General features: G+C 72.2%; 17 protein-coding genes. 6 read left to right on the top strand and 11 right to left on the bottom strand.

What is annotated here, in order from left to right; translation table 11 throughout:
- Positions 1-129: 129 nt before the first annotated feature.
- The 3 genes from gdhA to ACFYW1_RS25460 all read right to left on the bottom strand — a co-directional run bounded on the left by gdhA (position 130) and on the right by ACFYW1_RS25460 (position 2,644).
- On the bottom strand, positions 130-1,509 hold the full coding sequence (gene gdhA / locus ACFYW1_RS25450) for an NADP-specific glutamate dehydrogenase (protein ID WP_388997515.1): 1,380 nt from the start codon (positions 1,507-1,509) through the stop codon (positions 130-132).
- A gap of 283 nt (positions 1,510-1,792) precedes the next feature.
- On the bottom strand, positions 1,793-1,960 hold the full coding sequence (locus tag ACFYW1_RS25455; RefSeq protein ID WP_388997518.1) for a hypothetical protein: 168 nt from the start codon (positions 1,958-1,960) through the stop codon (positions 1,793-1,795).
- A 171-nt stretch (positions 1,961-2,131) separates the two neighbouring features.
- Positions 2,132-2,644 (bottom strand): hypothetical protein, encoded by a 513-nt coding sequence (locus tag ACFYW1_RS25460; protein WP_388997521.1) that lies wholly within the window; start codon positions 2,642-2,644, stop codon positions 2,132-2,134.
- A 163-nt stretch (positions 2,645-2,807) separates the two neighbouring features.
- On the opposite strand from ACFYW1_RS25460, the gene ACFYW1_RS25465 reads away from it, so the two are divergent.
- Positions 2,808-3,434: an RDD family protein gene (locus ACFYW1_RS25465; protein WP_388997524.1), complete on the top strand. Its 627-nt coding sequence runs from the start codon at positions 2,808-2,810 to the stop codon at positions 3,432-3,434.
- 180 nt (positions 3,435-3,614) lie between these two features.
- Here ACFYW1_RS25465 and ACFYW1_RS25470 read toward each other — a convergent pair whose 3' ends face one another.
- From ACFYW1_RS25470 to ACFYW1_RS25500, 7 genes are all read right to left on the bottom strand, one after another.
- On the bottom strand, positions 3,615-4,877 hold the full coding sequence (locus ACFYW1_RS25470) for an Ig-like domain-containing protein (protein WP_388997527.1): 1,263 nt from the start codon (positions 4,875-4,877) through the stop codon (positions 3,615-3,617).
- Positions 4,878-5,157: 280 nt separating this feature from the next.
- Entirely contained in the window at positions 5,158-5,574 is a 417-nt protein-coding gene (locus ACFYW1_RS25475) for a hypothetical protein (RefSeq protein WP_388997530.1), read from the bottom strand.
- Between the two features lie 119 nt (positions 5,575-5,693).
- Complete coding sequence (gene hutH / locus ACFYW1_RS25480; protein ID WP_388997533.1) at positions 5,694-7,244, bottom strand: histidine ammonia-lyase; 1,551 nt, start codon at positions 7,242-7,244, stop codon at positions 5,694-5,696.
- 194 nt (positions 7,245-7,438) lie between these two features.
- Positions 7,439-8,548 (bottom strand): diguanylate cyclase domain-containing protein, encoded by a 1,110-nt coding sequence (locus tag ACFYW1_RS25485; RefSeq protein WP_388997583.1) that lies wholly within the window; start codon positions 8,546-8,548, stop codon positions 7,439-7,441.
- Between the two features lie 142 nt (positions 8,549-8,690).
- Entirely contained in the window at positions 8,691-9,503 is an 813-nt protein-coding gene (locus ACFYW1_RS25490) for an enoyl-CoA hydratase/isomerase family protein (RefSeq protein WP_388997536.1), read from the bottom strand.
- A 150-nt stretch (positions 9,504-9,653) separates the two neighbouring features.
- Positions 9,654-10,829, bottom strand: coding sequence for an adenylate/guanylate cyclase domain-containing protein (locus tag ACFYW1_RS25495; RefSeq protein WP_388997539.1), 1,176 nt, complete (start codon positions 10,827-10,829; stop codon positions 9,654-9,656).
- Between the two features lie 256 nt (positions 10,830-11,085).
- Complete coding sequence (locus ACFYW1_RS25500; protein WP_388997542.1) at positions 11,086-11,949, bottom strand: biotin--[acetyl-CoA-carboxylase] ligase; 864 nt, start codon at positions 11,947-11,949, stop codon at positions 11,086-11,088.
- A gap of 134 nt (positions 11,950-12,083) precedes the next feature.
- Between ACFYW1_RS25500 and ACFYW1_RS25505 the strand changes: the two genes are divergently transcribed.
- The 4 genes from ACFYW1_RS25505 (at position 12,084) to ACFYW1_RS25520 (ending at position 14,886) form a co-directional block, all read left to right on the top strand.
- Positions 12,084-13,667, top strand: a complete 1,584-nt coding sequence (locus ACFYW1_RS25505; protein WP_388997545.1) for an acyl-CoA carboxylase subunit beta — start codon at positions 12,084-12,086, stop codon at positions 13,665-13,667.
- A 14-nt stretch (positions 13,668-13,681) separates the two neighbouring features.
- A complete protein-coding gene (locus ACFYW1_RS25510) occupies positions 13,682-13,897 on the top strand; it encodes an acyl-CoA carboxylase epsilon subunit (RefSeq protein WP_388997548.1) in 216 nt (71 codons plus the stop codon).
- Between the two features lie 154 nt (positions 13,898-14,051).
- Positions 14,052-14,183, top strand: coding sequence for a morphogenic membrane protein MmpB (gene mmpB / locus ACFYW1_RS25515; RefSeq protein ID WP_388997551.1), 132 nt, complete (start codon positions 14,052-14,054; stop codon positions 14,181-14,183).
- A 91-nt stretch (positions 14,184-14,274) separates the two neighbouring features.
- On the top strand, positions 14,275-14,886 hold the full coding sequence (locus ACFYW1_RS25520; RefSeq protein WP_187438825.1) for a nucleoside triphosphate pyrophosphatase: 612 nt from the start codon (positions 14,275-14,277) through the stop codon (positions 14,884-14,886).
- 296 nt (positions 14,887-15,182) lie between these two features.
- Here ACFYW1_RS25520 and ACFYW1_RS25525 read toward each other — a convergent pair whose 3' ends face one another.
- Positions 15,183-15,623 carry a hypothetical protein gene (locus tag ACFYW1_RS25525; protein ID WP_388997586.1) on the bottom strand — a complete coding sequence of 147 codons (441 nt, stop codon included), beginning with the start codon at positions 15,621-15,623 and terminating at the stop codon, positions 15,183-15,185.
- Positions 15,624-16,045: 422 nt separating this feature from the next.
- Here ACFYW1_RS25525 and ACFYW1_RS25530 point away from each other — a divergent pair.
- Positions 16,046-16,359: biotin carboxylase N-terminal domain-containing protein (locus tag ACFYW1_RS25530; RefSeq protein ID WP_388997556.1), on the top strand; the 314-nt coding region annotated here is incomplete at its 3' end.

The raw sequence follows: 16,359 nt of genomic DNA on the forward strand, positions 1-16,359 counted from the left end.
GTGGCGACCGGCCCGGACCGGACCGGTCGCCGCGTAAGGCACGGTGGCCCGGCCCGGTCGCCGCGTAAAACCCGACGGTCCGGCCCGGTCGCGGGGAGCGGCCGGGCCGGATGTGTGCCGGGCCGGGGATCAGATGAGGCCCTGGGCCAGCATCGCGTCCGCGACCAGCTCGAAGCCGGCGATGTTGGCGCCGACCACGTAGTTGCCGGGGCTGCCGTAGCGCTCCGCCGTGGTGTAGCAGGAGTCGTGGATGTGCCGCATGATCTCCGCGAGGCGCTCCTCGGTGTGGGCGAAGGTCCACGAGTCGCGCGAGGCGTTCTGCTGCATCTCCAGGGCGCTGGTGGCCACGCCGCCCGCGTTGGCCGCCTTGCCGGGGGCGAAGGCGACGCCCGCCTCCTGGAGCACGCGCACGGCCTCCGGAGTGGTGGGCATGTTGGCACCCTCGGCGACCGCCTTCACGCCGTTGCGCACCAGTGCCAGGGCGTCGGTCTCGTGGAGCTCGTTCTGGGTGGCGCAGGGCAGGGCCACGTCGCAGGGGACGTTCCAGACCCCGGTGCCGTCGACGTACTTGACGTGCTCGCCGCGCCGCTGCGCGTACTCGGAGATCCGGCCGCGGCCGGCCTCCTTGATCTCCTTGAGCAGGGCCAGGTCGACGCCCTTCTCGTCCACCACGTAGCCGGTGGAGTCCGAGCAGGTCACCACGGTCGCGCCGAGCTGCTGGGCCTTCTCGATCGCGTAGATCGCGACGTTGCCCGAGCCCGAGACGGCGATGCGCTGGCCGTCGAGGGACTCGCCGCGGCTGCGGAGCATCTCGTCGGTGAACATGACGCAGCCGTAGCCGGTCGCCTCCGTACGCGCCTGGGCGCCGCCCCAGCCGAGGCCCTTGCCGGTGAGGACGCCGGACTCGTAGCGGTTGGTGATCCGCTTGTACTGGCCGAAGAGGTAGCCGATCTCCCGGCCGCCGACGCCGATGTCACCGGCCGGGACGTCGGTGTACTCGCCCAGGTGGCGGTGGAGTTCGGTCATGAACGACTGGCAGAACCGCATGATCTCGGCGTCCGAGCGGCCCTTGGGGTCGAAGTCCGCCCCGCCCTTGCCGCCGCCGATGGGCATGCCCGTGAGCGCGTTCTTGAAGATCTGCTCGAAGCCGAGGAACTTCACGATGCCGAGGTTGACCGAGGGGTGGAAGCGCAGTCCACCCTTGTACGGGCCGAGCGAGCTGTTGAACTCGACCCGGAAGCCGCGGTTCACGTGGATGTCGCCGGAGTCGTCCGACCACGGCACCCGGAAGATGAGCTGGCGCTCCGGCTCGCAGACGCGCTCGATGATCCTTGCGTCCACGAATTCCGGTCGCTGCGCGAGGACCGGGCCGAGGGTCTCCAGGACCTCTCGTACCGCCTGGTGGAACTCCTTCTCGCCCTGGTTGCGCCGGAGAATCTCCGCGTACAGCGGCTCGATGACACGGCTCTCGGTGGTGTGCGGGGTCGCGGAATCAGGGGTGGCCTGCATCAGGTCAAGACCTTCCGTCGATGGGCATCGCGCGCGAAGACGTCCCGTCCCGGGAACGTCGCGGTCCCCCCTCCCCATTGAGGGCGTCGCCCAGACATCGCACGCTCTGCGGCTCACGGAAGCGACGTACAGAACCGTTGTGGCACATCGATTGTCCCAGCAGTCCCGGAAAAGTCTCGCGCGGGACCCGCACAAACGTCTTCGGCCCGGCACGGCACGGTCCTGCACGGGCCCGCTCCGCACGGCCCGGCGCGGGCGGCGGGGCGCCCCGCCCGGAAATGCGCTACGCCCGTTCGGCCCGGTGCCGCAGCCACAGCCCCGTGCCCGAGGCGAGCGCGACCGTCCCGGTGACGATGCTGAGCACGACGTGCAGGGTGTCGTCCTCCAGGAGGTTGAGGAAGACGTTGGCGACGAGGGCGGTGCAGAGAACGAACCAGAGCAGGGGCTTCATGAGGTTCCTCCGTGGTCGGCGTTGTGGTCGGTGTCGTGGTCGGCGCCGCCTTCGTACCGGTGGGTCCTGGTGGCGTCCCGGCGACGTCTCCATACTGCTGGCGGGCGTGGGCCGCCACGAGGGGCCGCTCTCCCGGAGTCGTGGTGTAGCAGGCTGCACCACGGCGGCGGCTCAGTCGGTGATTCCGAGGTCCCGCCGCATCAGCTCCCGCATCGTGTCCAGGCGGGGACCGGCCGCCTTCAGGTCCTCCAGGGCCTGCCCGACGCTCTCGCCGTCGCGGGCGAGGCCCCGGTCCAGGCGCTTGACGGCGGCGTCCCCGGCGGCGAGCACCCGGTTGAGGTCGCGGGACGCCTGCAGTATCCGCTCGGGGACGATCATCTGCGCCTCGGCGTAGTGGTCCCGGTGTTCGAGCCGGGCCTCTTCGAGCTGGGTGCGTTCCTGGTCCGTGTAGACACCGTCGCGGATGCGGTGCAGGGCGTCCTTGAGGAGGGTGTGGAACTGCCGGGAGGCCCGGTTCATCGCCGTGTACTGGGCGCGCCGCTCCTCGAACCTCCGCCGCGCGTCCGCCGTCCGGGCCTCCTCGGCGCGCTGGCGCGCGGTCAGCCGCTGGGTGAGCACGGGGGCGAAGAGGGTGCCGAGCACCCCGACCACTGCGGTGATCATGGCGGTGATGGCAACGGTCATGGCTGCGAGACTAGGGCCTCTCGCCCCGGAGGGTCCCGGGCGGTCCCCGGGGGGCGGTCCCGGAGTACGGTGCGGCCCGGCCCGGCGCGGTACGCGTGGTCCCGCCGCATCGAGAGTTCGATTTCCGGACACGAGATGACGGAACATCAGACATGATGTTGTCATGACAACGCCATGGGGGAAGAGGCGTACCCGGAACCCTTCCGGACCGACTGCGCCGGCCTGCGGCACGGCCCTACCGCCCGCGTCCGCGCCCGCGCCCGTCCCGGCCCCGGGGCGCCCCATCGGGCCGCGGCTGCCGCCGCGCGCGGGCGACACGCGCCGTCACCTCGCGGTCGGGCTCGACTGCTACTTCTGCCTCATCACCGCCGGCCTGCTGACCCGGCCGTACGTGGACGCGTCCACCGGCGTCACCGAGGTCCTGGGCCTGCTGGCCGGTCCGGCGCTCGCGTTCTCGTTCCTCAACCAGGTGCTCCTCACCGCGGTCGCCGGGGCCGGCCTGGGCAAGCTGATCATGGGAATCCGGGTGATCAGCCTGCCCGACGCCGGACGTCCGGGGCTGTGGCGGCTGGTGCGGCGCTGGCTGTACGGGCTGAGCCTGCTGCCGATGCAGCCCTGGTACGGGCTGCGCTCGTTCCTCACCGGCCCCGCTTCCGGCCCCGACGCCCCGCACCCCGTGGCCCTCCCGAACGGCTGCACCGGCGAGCCGTACACCGACCCGTCGGGCCTGCGCCAGGTCCGCCGCAGCGATCTCGCCGCCCACCGCGACGCCATGACCTTCCCCCGCTGAACCCACTGAACCCGCGGACGCAGCGGACGCACGCGCGAACGCCCCCGCGGACGCACGAGGACGAACGGCGTCCCCGGCACACGAAAGCGGCGGCACCGCGGGATCCTGGTGGATCCGGGTGCCGCCGCCTTCATGCTGCGGGGTTCGGGGTGCGCCGGGGACCGGACGCGTGGGGCCGGGTCAGACCGCGGAGCCCGCCGTCCACTGCGACCAGCTCATGTTCCAGCCGTTGAGGCCGTTGTCGGGGGTGATGGTCTTGTCCGGGGAGTTCTTGACGATGACCACGTCGCCGATGAGGGAGTTGTTGTAGAACCAGGCGGCGGGCTGGCCCGCGTCGCCCGCGCCCTTCACGTCGGCGAGGCCGACACAGCCGTGGCTGGTGTTGGCGCTGCCGAAGATCGACCGCGCGCCCCAGTAGTTGCCGTGGATGAAGGTGCCCGAGGTGGACAGCCGCATGGCGTGCGGCACGTCCTTGATGTCGTACTCGCCCTTGCCGTCGTCATCGGTGAAGCCGACCGTCGCACCGTTCATCCGGGTCTCCTTGAACTTCTCGGAGATCACCATCTGACCGTTGTACGTGGGGTTGTCGGAGGAACCGGCGGAGATCGGGATGGTCTTGATCGTCTTGCCGTCCTGGGTGACGGTCATCGTCTTCGCCTTGGCGTCGACGGTCGAGACCTGGTTGCGGCCGACCTTGAAGGTGACCGTCTTCTGCTGCACGCCGAAGACGCCGTCCGCGCCCTCGACGCCGTCGAGCGCCAGCTTCAGGGTGACGGTGGAGCCGCCCTGCCAGTAGTTCTCGGGGCGCAGGTCGAGGCGCTGCGAGTTGAACCAGTGGCCGACGACCTCCTGGCCGCTGCTGGACGTCACGGTGATGCCGGACTGGACGGCCTTGCGGTCCGTGATCGGCTTGTTGAAGTTGATGGAGACCGGCATGCCGACGCCGACCGTGGAGCCGTCCTCGGGGGTGAAGTTCCCGATGAAGCTGTTGGCGGGCGAGACGGTGGTGAAGGAGGAGTTCTCGTGCGCCTCGCGGCCCTTGGAGTCCTTCGCCGTGGCGGTGATCTTGTACGTGGTCGAGCGCTCCAGCTGGACGTCGGGCTTCCAGCTCTTGCCGTCCGCGGAGAGGGTGCCCTTGACGGCGGCCCCGGCCGAGGTGGTCATGACGACCTCGGACAGCTTGCCCTTGGTGACGGTGACCTTGGCGTCGTTGTTGATGCTCGCGTTGGTCGCGCCGTTCTTCGGCGAGATCGTTATCTGTGCTTCCGAGGCGTCCTGGGCGGCTGCCTTGTCGACCTCGGCCGCCTGCGACTTCTTCGAGCCGTCGGCGCTCTTGTCCGTGCCGTCGTTGCAGGCGGTGAGCACCAGCACGCCGCCGAGCAGTGCGGACGCGGCCATGAGACCCCTGCGCCGCTTGCTGTCCGTCATCACACGCTTCTCCATCGTTGCCGAAATCCCCAAAACCCCGAGCGGATCCACCGGTGACCGGCGGCGCCCGCCCATGTCCCTGTAAAGAACCCCTGGCGCGGGTCCTCCGTTCCACATCCGCGAAAGATGTGGGGAACAACACTCATCGACGCGTCCGCCGTTGCGGTGGTTCCCGACGTCGATCGCGTATGGGCGAGCGGTGAACGGCACGGCCCCGGCCCGTGCGGAACGGGCCGGGGCCGGTGCTCGTCACCCGCCGGGCCCGCCGCTCGTGCCGTCGCGTCCGGCGTCGTCCTCACCCATTGTGCGGGACGCCGCCGCCCCTTCCCTCCCCGTACGCCTCGTACTCCCCGTACCCCTCGCCGTCGTCCTCGTCGTCGTCCTCGTCGTCGAGGTCCCAGTGGTCCGGGTCGTCCGGGTCGTGGTCGATGCTCTCGCTGCTCCAGGAAGCCCTGGTGAGCCGGACCCCGGGCACCTCTCCGACCAGGACGAACGGGTCGACGAGGGAGGCGATGGCCTCGGCGCCGTCCGTCCGCACGGCGGCCTCGGCGCGCGTGCGTTCCTCGGCGGCCTCGCCGTCCGGTTCCCCGTACCCCCCGTACTCGGCGGCGATGGACTCCAGTGCGGCGCCGCTGAGGGCCGCGAGGTCCGCGATCTCCAGCACCATGTCGACCCGAAGGCGGACGAACTGTGATGTTTCAGAAGTGCTCATGCGCCGGAGCGTAGGCCCTCGCGCCGTCGGCCCTCCCGCGACCCGCTGCACCCCACTGCGCCCCGTTGCCTTCTCCGCGCGATCGTGCGGGGGCGCCGTCCGGGCCCCCCCACGCCCGGCTACGCGAGCGGGCCGGTCACCGGCTCGACCGCCGCGACCAGCTTCCCCTCCCGTACGAACGCGTCCGCCGCGGCCAGGTCCGGCGCCAGGAAGCGGTCCGGCCCCGGGCCCCGGGCACCGGCCGCGCGCAGCGCCTCGACGGCGGCGCGCGCGGCGGGCCCCGGGACGAGCCCCTCCGCGGCGCGCAGCTCGACGGCGCGGGTGGCCGCGTACAGCTCGACGGCGATGATCCGGGTCAGGTTGTCGACGGCGGTACGGAGCTTGCGCGCGGCCGACCAGCCCATGGAGACGTGGTCCTCCTGCATGGCGGAGGACGGGATGGAGTCGGCCGAGGCCGGGACTGCGAGCCGCTTCAGCTCGCTGACCAGGGCCGCCTGGGTGTACTGGGCGATCATCAGGCCGGAGTCCACGCCCGCGTCGTCGGCGAGGAACGGCGGCAGTCCGTGCGAACGGTTCTTGTCCAGCAGCCGGTCGGTGCGGCGCTCGCAGATCGAGCCGAGGTCGGCCGCGACGATCGCCAGGAAGTCGAGGACGTACGCGACGGGGGCGCCGTGGAAGTTCCCGTTGGACTCGACCCGGCCGTCGGGCAGGACGACGGGGTTGTCGACGGCGGAGGCCAGCTCGCGGCCCGCGACGGTACGGGCGTGGTCGAGGGTGTCGCGGCCGGCCCCGTTGACCTGGGGCGCGCAGCGTACGGAGTAGGCGTCCTGGACCCGCGGCGCGTCGTCCTGGTGGTGGCCCGTCAGGCCCGATCCGGCCAGGACCCGCAGCATGTTGTCGGCGCTGGCGCCCTGGCCCGGGTGCGGGCGGATGGCGTGCAGCTCCGGGGCGAGCACCTTGTCCGTGCCGAGCAGCGCCTCCAGGGAGAGGGCGGCGGTGATGTCGGCCGAGGTGTAGAGGTTCTTCAGGTCGTCGAGGGCCATGACCAGCATGCCGAGCATGCCGTCCGTGCCGTTGAGGAGGGCGAGGCCCTCCTTCTCGCGCAGCTCGACCGGGGTGATGCCGTGGGCGGCGAGCAGCTCGCCGGCCGGGCGCACGGTGCCGTCGGGGCCCTCCGCCTCGCCCTCGCCCATCAGTGTCAGGGCGCAGTGGGAGAGCGGGGCCAGGTCGCCGGAGCAGCCGAGCGAGCCGTACTCGTGGACGACCGGCGTGATGCCGGCGTTGAGCACGTCGGCCATGGTCTGCGCGACCTCGGGGCGTACGCCGGTGTGCCCGGAGGCGACCGTCTTCAGGCGCAGGAACATCAGCGCGCGCACGACCTCGCGCTCGACCCGCGGGCCCATGCCGGCCGCGTGCGAGCGGACGATGTTGCGCTGGAGCTGGGCGCGGAGCTCGTGGCCGATGTGCCGGCTGGCCAGGGCCCCGAATCCGGTGGAGACGCCGTAGACCGGCTCGGGCTTGGCGGCGAGCGCGTCCACGATCTCCCGGGCCGCGGCGAGCGCGTCCACGGCGGCCTCGGAGAGCTCGACGCGGGCGTTGCCGCGCGCCACGGCGATGACGTCCTGAGCGGTGGTGCCGGACGTCCCCACCACGACTGTGTGCATATCCATATTCAGAAGCGTACGGACTGAATCCCTTCATGTCACCAGTGGTCGAGTGATTGGCCCCTTACCGTCTTGACACCCGCCCGGACCGATCGCCGCCCCAGCCCGCCGCACCCTGCCCGGACCGATCCCCGCACGAACCCGCCGCACCCCGCCCGGACCGATCCCCGCACGGGGCCGGGCCGCCGGGGCGCCCCGGCTCAGGGGCGGTTGCCGCGCAGACGGCGGCGGTCGTGGGCCGGCTTGGGCGGGGAGTCGGCCAGCCGGATCACCTCGTCGTCGCGCCCGGCCACCACCGGCTTCGCCGAACGGGCCGCCTTCGCCCGGTACTGGGCCGCGTCCGCCAACCGGAACAGCCGCCGCGCCGACACCACCGGACCGACCGGGTCGCCGGTCGACGCGACCCCGCAGGCCACCCCGTCGCCGAGCTCCAACTCGGCGGCCCGTTCGCAGAGTTCGGTGGCCACCCGGACCACGTCGTCCACCTCCGGGCCGACCGTGAGCAGACAGAACTCGTCCCCGCCCAGCCGCGCCGCGAGCGCGCCGGGCAGCATCGCGCCGCACCGGGACAGCACCGAGCCGAAACGTTCCAGCAGGCGATCGCCGACCGCGTGCCCATGGGTGTCGTTGACGCGCTTCAGCCCGTTGAGGTCGCAGACGACCAGGCTGACCACCGCCCCCTCCGCCCGGTGCCGCTCCACCGCCTCGTCCAGCCGCACGTCGACGGCGCGACGGTTGGCCAGCCCGGTGAGCGGATCGGTGAAGGCGAGCTTGCGGACCTCTTCGAGCCGTTCGGTCTGGGAGATCCCGGCCGCGACGACGGCGGCCAGCACGGTCGCGAAGTCCGCGTCCTCCCGCCCGAACACCGGCTCGCCCACCCGGCGGGCCACGTACAGCTCGCCCCAGGCCCGCCCGTGCAGCACGATCGGCGCGACCACGCAGCAGCCGCGCCCGCGCCGGTTCAGGGCGGCCACCCGCTCCCGCTCGTACCCGGCGCCGTACAACCGCCCGGCGCCCGGCACCCCTTCCACCGAGCCGTCGGCGGTCTCCACCCAGGCGTCGGGCTCCCCGCCGCCGGCCCAGCGTTCGTGCAGGAACTCGGTGATCTCCGGGAACTGGTGCACCGGATACGCCTCCGCCTCGGGGAACTCCTCCTCCCCCTCGGCGCGTTCGCCCGCGTTCACCAGCACCCGCAACTGCCCCCGCCCGCGCTCCCACACGGAGAGCGCGGCGAAGCTGCCGCCCAACGCCTCGCACGCCCCCAGCGCGGCCGCTCGCCACGACCCCCGCGGGGTGTGTGCCGCCGCCATCGCCTGCGCAAGCGAGACCACGGCCCGCAGCCGCACATCATCACCCATCGCTACAGCTTATGTAGGTTTGTGCTGTTTTGATCAGTTTGGGGCATCACTTGTGTTCGCTGCGTGTCTTTTCCGGCCGCGATGTCACGGAGCGTCACTCGCCGGGCCAATTCGGCTTCCGCTTCTCGTTGAACGCGGCCACGCCCTCGGCGCGGTCCCCGGAGAAGGCCACCGACCGCCAGGCCGCGTCCTCGACTTCGAGGCCGGCCCGCAGGTCGAGGCCGTGGCCCAGCCGCAGCGCCCGCTTGGCGGCCCGCAGCCCCACCGGGGAGTTGGCGGCGATGCGGCCGGCCAGTTCCAGCGCCGCCGTCCGGTCCTGGCCGGCCTCCACCAGCTCGTCGACCAGCCCGAGGCCGTGCGCCTCGGCCGCCTCCACCCGCCGGGCCGAGAAGACCAGTTCGGCCGCGCGCGCCGCGCCGACGCGCCGCGGCAGCAGCTGGGTGCCGCCGCCGCCCGGGATGACGCCGACCGACACCTCGGGCAGCCCGACCACGGCCGTGCGGTCGGCGACGATCAGGTCGCAGGACAGGGCCAGCTCGAACCCGCCGCCGAGCGCGAAGCCGTGCACGGCGGCGACGGTCGGCATCGGCAGTTCGAGCACACCGGTGTACGCGGCGCGGGCGGTGGGGCGCTGGCGCAGCAGCTCGGCGTCGGTGAAGGAGTTCCGCTCCTTCAGGTCCGCGCCCACGCAGAAGGCCCGCTCGTGGCTGGAGGTGAGGACGGTGACCCGTACGGCCGGGTCGACGGCGAGCGCGGCGCAGGCGGCGGCGATCGAGCGGGCCATGTCCGTGGACACGGCGTTCATCGCCTTGGGACGGTCGAGAACCAGCTCGGCGACGTGTTCCCGCCCCTCGTGGACCCGTACGCCGACGAAGTCCCCGAACCGCTGCTCGGACGTGATGGTCATGACTGCACCCCTCCGGTTAACGATCGTTACCGGAGGGATCCTATGGCGCACCGGCCCCGCGGTCCCGGGCGGTGCGGACGCGGTACGGAGGCATGCCCCGAAACGCCCCGGGACGTCCCGGAGCGGCAAGGGGCTGGGGCAGGGGCCGAGTCAGGACGTGGTGCCGCGGCGGGCCAGCAGCCAGGGCTCCACCACGCCGAGCCCGCGCACCGGGCGCTGCCACATCGGCTGGAGCCCGTACCGGTACGTGGGCAGCGCAGCCGGCTCCGCGCCCTCCCGGCGCTCCTTCTCGGCCACCGCGGCCTCCTCCGCCGCCCGCGCCTCGGAGGCGGGGGCGTCGCCGGTCCGGGTCAGCTCCTCCGCGAACGCCCCGTCCACGAGCACGGCGTCCTTGGGCGCTATCGAGGTCAGCCGGCTGGCGAGGTTCACCGTCGTTCCGAAGACATCGCCCATTCGGGTGGTGACCGTTCCGAAGGCGATGCCGACGCGCAGGGCGGGCATCGTCTCGTCCTGCGTCATGGCCTCGATCAGGCGCAAGGCGATCTCGGCCGCGGTGCCCGCGTCGTCGGCGGCGAAGAGCACCTCGTCGCCGAGGGTCTTGATGAGCCGGCCGCCGTGCGCCGCGACCAGGTCGGCCGCCGTGGTCTCGAACGCCTCGACCAGCTCGCCGAGCTCCTCCTCCTCCAGGCGCCTGGTCAGCCGGGTGAACCCGACGAGGTCGGCGAAGCCCACGGCGAGGCGCCGGTCGACCATCTCCTCGTCGTCGGCGGCCTGCACCACCCGGCCGGTCGCGGCGGCCAGCTGGCGCCGCCACACGTACACCAGGAACTCCTGGAGCTCCGGCAGCAACAGCTCGACCAGCGGGTACGTGACCTCGGTGCGGGTCATCCCGGGCTCGGGCGGCTCGGTCAGCCCCTCCAGGAAGGAATCGATCTGCCACTCCGCCAGCCGGGCGGTGGTCTGGCCGGTGGACCGGGCCACCTGGATCGCCATCGGCTCGCTGAGCAGCCCCGCCTCGACGAGACCGGCCAGGCGGCGCAGCGCCAGTACGTCGGCCTCGGTCAGCGCCCTGGCCTGTCCGATGTCGGCGAAGCCCATGGCCCGCCAGAACCGCGAGGCCAGGTCCATGGAGACACCGGCGGTACGGGCCGCCTGGAACGGCGTGTAGCGGCGGTCGGCACCCAGGATCAGGTGTTCCAGCCGGATCGCGAGGGGGTCGTCGCTCGGTTCCGCCGTGTGGTCGACTTCGTGATGCGGTGTCGCGTGGACCGAGGATTCCGACGGGGGCTGCTTCCCCGCGCCAGAAGTCGTGTCGTCGACGGTCACCAGCCGCCTCCTGCCCGTTCCCTGCGCACTGCCCTGCCGATCTGTCGGTGGATCGCCTCAACGATACGGCAGGTGTGCCGTGGCTCACGCCTTCGTGGCGTCCCGGAACGTGCCCGAAAGCCCCGGCCCCGACCGCCGGGGCGCCCCGGAACGCACCTGGTGGACACGTGTGCCCTGCGTCGTTCCGGGGTCCGTACGGCGTCGCGGGGGCCGGACGGGACCACGCCGCGCAGGCCGGACCGGGCCGCGCCCGGGGTCAGACCAGACCGCCGCCGATGCCCCGCAGATGGACGATGTCGCCCGCCGACACGGGCTCCTGGAGGCCGTCCGGCGTGGAGAGGAGGAGGCGGCCGTCGCCGTCGATCGCCGCGGCCTCGCCGACGAGCGTGCGGTCGCCGGGCAGCTGGGCCCGCACCGTCCGGCCGAGCGTCGCGCAGCCCGCCGCGTACGCCTCCTGAAGACCGCTCGCCGCCGCGTCGCCGTCCGCCTCGCGCCACCGGCCGTACCAGTGCTCCAGCGAACGCAGCACGCCCCGCAGCAGCGTCTCGCGGTCGGTGGAGACCGCACCGGCCAGGGCCAGCGACCCGGCCGTGGGCGAGGGCAGCTCGTCGGCGCGCAGGGAGACGTTCAGGCCCATGCCGATGACGACGCCGTCCCCGGCGCGCTCGGCCAGGATGCCGCCCGCCTTGCGCTCCTCGTCCCCCACCGTGACCAGCAGGTCGTTGGGCCACTTCAGGGCCGTGTCGACGCCCGCGGCCCGCGCCAGGCCGGTGGCCGCCGCGACACCGGTGAGCAGCGGCAGCCAGCCCCACCGCTCGGCGGGGACCTCGCCCGGCGTCAGGTACACGGAGAAGAAGAGGCCCGAACGGGCCGGGGCCGTCCAGGTGCGGTCGAGGCGGCCCCGGCCCCGCGTCTGCTCCTCGGCGACCAGCACCGTGCCCCCGGTGAGCCCCTCCGCGCGCCGGGCCAGGTCGGAGTTGGTGGACCCGGTGGACTCCACCACGTCGAGCGCGGTCCACAGCCCACCCGGCCGCAGCAGCCCGCGGCGCAGCGCGGGAACGTTCAGGGGCGGCCGGTCGAGGTCCGACCAGCGGCTGTGTGGCGCATCCGAAGGTGTCATGCAACCCAGACTAGGTGTGGCAAACGACGCACTGCCGAACCGTATCCGCGCCGATACGCTACGGGTCAGTAGGTGTTCAAGCAGCTGATCAGCACCACAGTCGTCCCCGTGACCAGGCAGGGAGCCGCCACCCGATGTCCGAGCCGGAAGAGATCGACATCCACACCACCGCGGGCAAGATCGCGGACCTGCAGCGCCGTATCGACGAGGCGACCCACGCGGGTTCGGCGCGCGCGGTCGAGAAGCAGCACGCGAAGGGCAAGTTGACCGCCCGCGAGCGGGTGGATCTGCTGCTCGACCAGGGTTCCTTCGTGGAGCTCGACGAGTTCGCCCGGCACCGTTCCACCAACTTCGGCATCGAGAAGAACCGCCCCTACGGGGACGGCGTCGTCACCGGCTACGGGACCGTCGACGGCCGCCCCGTCTGCGTGTACTCGCAGGACTTCACCATCTTCGGCGGCTCGCTGGGCGAGGTCTACGGTGAGAAAATCGTCAAGGTGATGGACTTCGCGCTGAAGACCGGCTGCCCGGTCATCGGCATCAACGACGGCGGCGGCGCGCGCATCCAGGAAGGCGTGGCCGCGCTCGGCCTGTTCGCCGAGATCTTCCGCCGCAACGTGCACGCCTCGGGCGTCGTCCCGCAGATCTCGCTGATCGTCGGACCGTGCGCGGGCGGCGCGGTGTACTCCCCCGCGATCACCGACTTCACGGTCATGGTCGACCAGACCTCGCACATGTTCATCACCGGCCCCGACGTCATCAAGACCGTCACCGGCGAGGACGTCGGCTTCGAGGAGCTGGGCGGCGCCCGCACCCACAACACCACCTCCGGTGTGGCGCACCACATGGCGGGCGACGAGAAGGACGCCATCGAGTACGTCAAGTCGCTGCTGTCGTACCTGCCTTCGAACAACCTTTCCGAGGCGCCCGCCTTCCCCGAGGAGGCGGACCTGGCCACGACGGACGAGGACCGCGAGCTCGACGCCCTCATCCCGGACTCGGCGAACCAGCCGTACGACATGCACACCGCCATCGAGCACGTGCTGGACGACGGCGAATTCCTGGAGACCCAGGCCCTGTTCGCGCCGAACATCATCACCGGCTTCGGGCGCGTCGAGGGCTACCCGGTCGGCATCGTCGCCAACCAGCCGATGCAGTTCGCGGGTTGCCTGGACATCAACGCGAGCGAGAAGGCCGCCCGCTTCGTCCGCACCTGCGACTCCTTCAACGTGCCCGTGCTGACCTTCGTCGACGTCCCCGGCTTCCTGCCCGGCGTCGACCAGGAGTACGGCGGCATCATCCGGCGCGGCGCCAAGCTGATCTACGCCTACGCCGAGGCGACCGTCCCGCTGATCACCGTGATCACCCGCAAGGCGTTCGGCGGCGCGTACGACGTCATGGGCTCCAAGCACCTGGGCGCCGACATCAACCTCGCCTGGCCGACCGCGCAGATCGCCGTGATGGGCGCGCAGGGCGCGGTGAACATCCTGCACCGCCGCACCATCGCCGCCGCCGAGGATCAGGACGCCACCCGCGCCGAGCTGATCGCGGACTACGAGGACGCCCTGCTCAACCCGTACGTGGCGGCCGAGCGCGGCTACGTCGACGCGGTGATCATGCCGTCCGACACCCGTGCGCACATCGTGAAGGGGCTGCGCCAGCTGCGCACCAAGCGGGAGTCGCTGCCCCCGAAGAAGCACGGCAACATCCCCCTCTAGAAAGGGTCCTGGCCATGATCAAGGTCGTACGGGGCAACCCGACCCCTGAGGAGCTGGCCGCCGCACTGGCGGTGGTCCGGGCGCGCACCGCGGCGACGGCGGCCGGGCCCGACGCGGCGTCCGGCGCACCGGCGCCGGCCGGGCAGTGGTCCGACCCGGGCCGCATCGCGCGGCGCGAGCGCCACCTGCCGGGACCGCGCGCCTGGGCCCGGACGTACTGGCCCGGCTGACCGGCCGGCGCACGTTTTGGGAGGTCCGGCCCCTCGACGACGAGTCCCGGGGCCGGGCCTCCGCCGTGTTCGGAACGATTTGCTCCGTACGCGTCACGGCGGTTGAGTACCCGTACTCAGGCGCGATGCGCGCCCGGCCAGCAGGATCGTTTCCATGCTGTGGTCCGACCCCGAGAACAAGCCGCCGAAGGAACTGCGCGACGCCCAGGACATGATGCGTCGTGCGGGGCTGGTGCTTGCGCTCGCGATGGTGCTCGCGATGTTCGTGCTCGGCGTGCACCCCTGAGGACCGGGGTCCACCCCTGAAGAACCGCGGGAAGGGCCGTGCGGAGGGGCCGGGCCTCTCGGGTCCCGGCGGCCGGTCCGCCCCTTCTACGATGGCGCGTATGACTGATCAGCGCCGTCTCGTGCTCGCCTCCGCCTCCCCCGCCCGGCTCGGCCTCCTCCGGCAGGCCGGTTTCGCACCCGAGGTCGTCGTCAGCGGGGTGGACGAGGACGCGCTGAGCGCCCCCACCCCCGCCGAGCTGGCCCTCGTGCTCGCCGAGGCCAAGGCCGCCGCGGTGGCCGGCCGGCCGGAGGCGGCGGGCGCGCTCGTCATCGGCTGCGACTCGGTGCTCGAACTGGACGGCGAGGCGCTCGGCAAGCCCGCCGACGGCGAGGAGGCCATCGCCCGCTGGAAGTCCATGCGCGGCCGGGCCGGAGTGCTGCGCACCGGTCACAGCGTGGTCGACACGGCTACCGGACGCACCGCATCGGCGACCGCCTCCACCACCGTCCGCTTCGGCGAGCCGACGGACGCCGAGATCGCCGCCTACGTGGCCACGGGCGAGCCCCTCCACGTCGCGGGCGCCTTCACCCTGGACGGCCGCTCGGCACCCTTCGTCGACTCCATCGAGGGCGACCACGGCAACGTCATCGGCCTGTCCCTGCCGCTGCTGCGCCGGCTGCTGGGCGAGCTGGGCATCTCCGTCACCGAGCTCTGGGCCTGAGGTCCCGGGCCGGAAAACCGCGCGGGCCCGGCCGACCGCCGGCCGGGGCGTCGGCGCCCCGGCCGGCGGAGCCGCCGACACCCCGGCGACACGCCCGCGACACGCCGTGCGCGACGCCTTGCAGGAAACGGCAATCCGGGCCCGGACGGCGGGCGGACGCGAGGGCCCGGCGGGGCCGTTCGGGCGATCGGTGCCACGGTGACCGGCCCGGCGGCGGTGGCGGAACTCGACAGGCCCGTCCGGGCGACCCGTTCCGGGCCCTCGCCCGGCACCGTCGGCGGACCCGGCGGGGCCGTTCAGGCGACCGGGGCCACGGTTCCCGGTTCGGCGTCGGCGGCCGGTCCGTCGGACCCGTCACCGTAGACCACCAGGGTCAGCACGATCAGCCCGAGCACCACCATCAGGACCGCGAACGCGGCCCAGCCGACCAGGCCGACCGTCAGCGCGCCCAGCACCCCGTGCACGACGGCGCAGACGATCAGGACGATGCGGGCGATCCGGCCCGGGGCCCGGTCGCGGATGCCGGTCAGCAGGAGGATCAGCCCGCACAGCAGCAGGTACGCACCGGAAACGCCGCCCATCGCCCAGGTGCCGGTGGACATGGCGGAGGGTTCGAGACCGGCCAGGGACATGTCCTGGTTCTCGACGACCGTCGCCAGCACGGCGTTGATGAACACGATGCCCACGGCCTCCGCGAACAGCGCGATCGCGGCCGAGAACGCCACCGGTCTGCGCACCACGGCGCCACCCCCTGTTACCTGCAGTACGTGCGATAGCGCGGACCCTACTAACGGGTAACGCCGCGGACAAGGGTTTGGACACCCCTCGCCCGCGCCCCGCACCCGGGACGCGCGCCTCCGCGCTCCCCCTTCCGCCCCCGTGCCACCGGCCTCGTGCGTCGGGCAAAGAATCGTTCGCCCATTAGTGGGGACTCGACAAAGAATTACGGAAAGTCGCTGCTCGTACGAACAGAGACCTGGACCACACCTCGTGGCTACTGTGCGGTCATGGTTCCCGGCGTACCGTGGTGCCACAAGGGATTTCGCGACTTGGGCAAGCCACGAATCACACTCCGTGTGGGCAAGCTCACCATTGGGGACGGGTCGTAGGGCCGTGTCGGTAGTCCCTAAACTCAGCTTGTTTCAAGGAGGGAGCCATCGTGCGCAAGGTGCTCATCGCCAACCGTGGCGAAATTGCTGTCCGTGTTGCTCGGGCGTGCCGGGATGCCGGGATCGGGAGTGTGGCCGTTTACGCGGACCCGGACCGGGATGCTCTGCATGTGCGGGTGGCCGACGAGGCATTCGCTCTGGGCGGTGACACCCCGGCGGCCAGTTATCTGGACATGGCCAAGGTGCTGCAGGCGGCGAGGGATTCCGGTGCGGATGCGGTGCATCCGGGGTACGGGTTCTTGTCGGAGAACGCGGAGTTCGCGCAGGCGGTGATGGATGCGGGGCTGACGTGGATCGGGCCGCC

The organism is Streptomyces sp. NPDC002669, from assembly GCF_042889165.1.
In the GTDB taxonomy this organism is placed as follows: Bacteria; Actinomycetota; Actinomycetes; order Streptomycetales; family Streptomycetaceae; genus Streptomyces.

What these genes read in the sequence shown, in the direction of transcription:
- ACFYW1_RS25475 (WP_388997530.1), bottom strand. Translation starts at nt 5,574, where the DNA reads ATGAGCACTTCTGAAACATCACAGTTCGTCCGCCTTCGGGTCGACATG.
- ACFYW1_RS25470 (WP_388997527.1), bottom strand. Translation starts at nt 4,877, where the DNA reads ATGGAGAAGCGTGTGATGACGGACAGCAAGCGGCGCAGGGGTCTCATG.
- ACFYW1_RS25505 (WP_388997545.1), top strand. Translation starts at nt 12,084, where the DNA reads ATGTCCGAGCCGGAAGAGATCGACATCCACACCACCGCGGGCAAGATC.
- ACFYW1_RS25490 (WP_388997536.1), bottom strand. Translation starts at nt 9,503, where the DNA reads ATGACCATCACGTCCGAGCAGCGGTTCGGGGACTTCGTCGGCGTACGG.
- ACFYW1_RS25500 (WP_388997542.1), bottom strand. Translation starts at nt 11,949, where the DNA reads ATGACACCTTCGGATGCGCCACACAGCCGCTGGTCGGACCTCGACCGG.
- ACFYW1_RS25485 (WP_388997583.1), bottom strand. Translation starts at nt 8,548, where the DNA reads ATGGCGGCGGCACACACCCCGCGGGGGTCGTGGCGAGCGGCCGCGCTG.
- ACFYW1_RS25520 (WP_187438825.1), top strand. Translation starts at nt 14,275, where the DNA reads ATGGCGCGTATGACTGATCAGCGCCGTCTCGTGCTCGCCTCCGCCTCC.
- gdhA (WP_388997515.1), bottom strand. Translation starts at nt 1,509, where the DNA reads ATGCAGGCCACCCCTGATTCCGCGACCCCGCACACCACCGAGAGCCGT.
- ACFYW1_RS25465 (WP_388997524.1), top strand. Translation starts at nt 2,808, where the DNA reads ATGACAACGCCATGGGGGAAGAGGCGTACCCGGAACCCTTCCGGACCG.
- ACFYW1_RS25460 (WP_388997521.1), bottom strand. Translation starts at nt 2,644, where the DNA reads ATGACCGTTGCCATCACCGCCATGATCACCGCAGTGGTCGGGGTGCTC.
- hutH (WP_388997533.1), bottom strand. Translation starts at nt 7,244, where the DNA reads ATGGATATGCACACAGTCGTGGTGGGGACGTCCGGCACCACCGCTCAG.
- ACFYW1_RS25455 (WP_388997518.1), bottom strand. Translation starts at nt 1,960, where the DNA reads ATGAAGCCCCTGCTCTGGTTCGTTCTCTGCACCGCCCTCGTCGCCAAC.
- ACFYW1_RS25510 (WP_388997548.1), top strand. Translation starts at nt 13,682, where the DNA reads ATGATCAAGGTCGTACGGGGCAACCCGACCCCTGAGGAGCTGGCCGCC.
- mmpB (WP_388997551.1), top strand. Translation starts at nt 14,052, where the DNA reads ATGCTGTGGTCCGACCCCGAGAACAAGCCGCCGAAGGAACTGCGCGAC.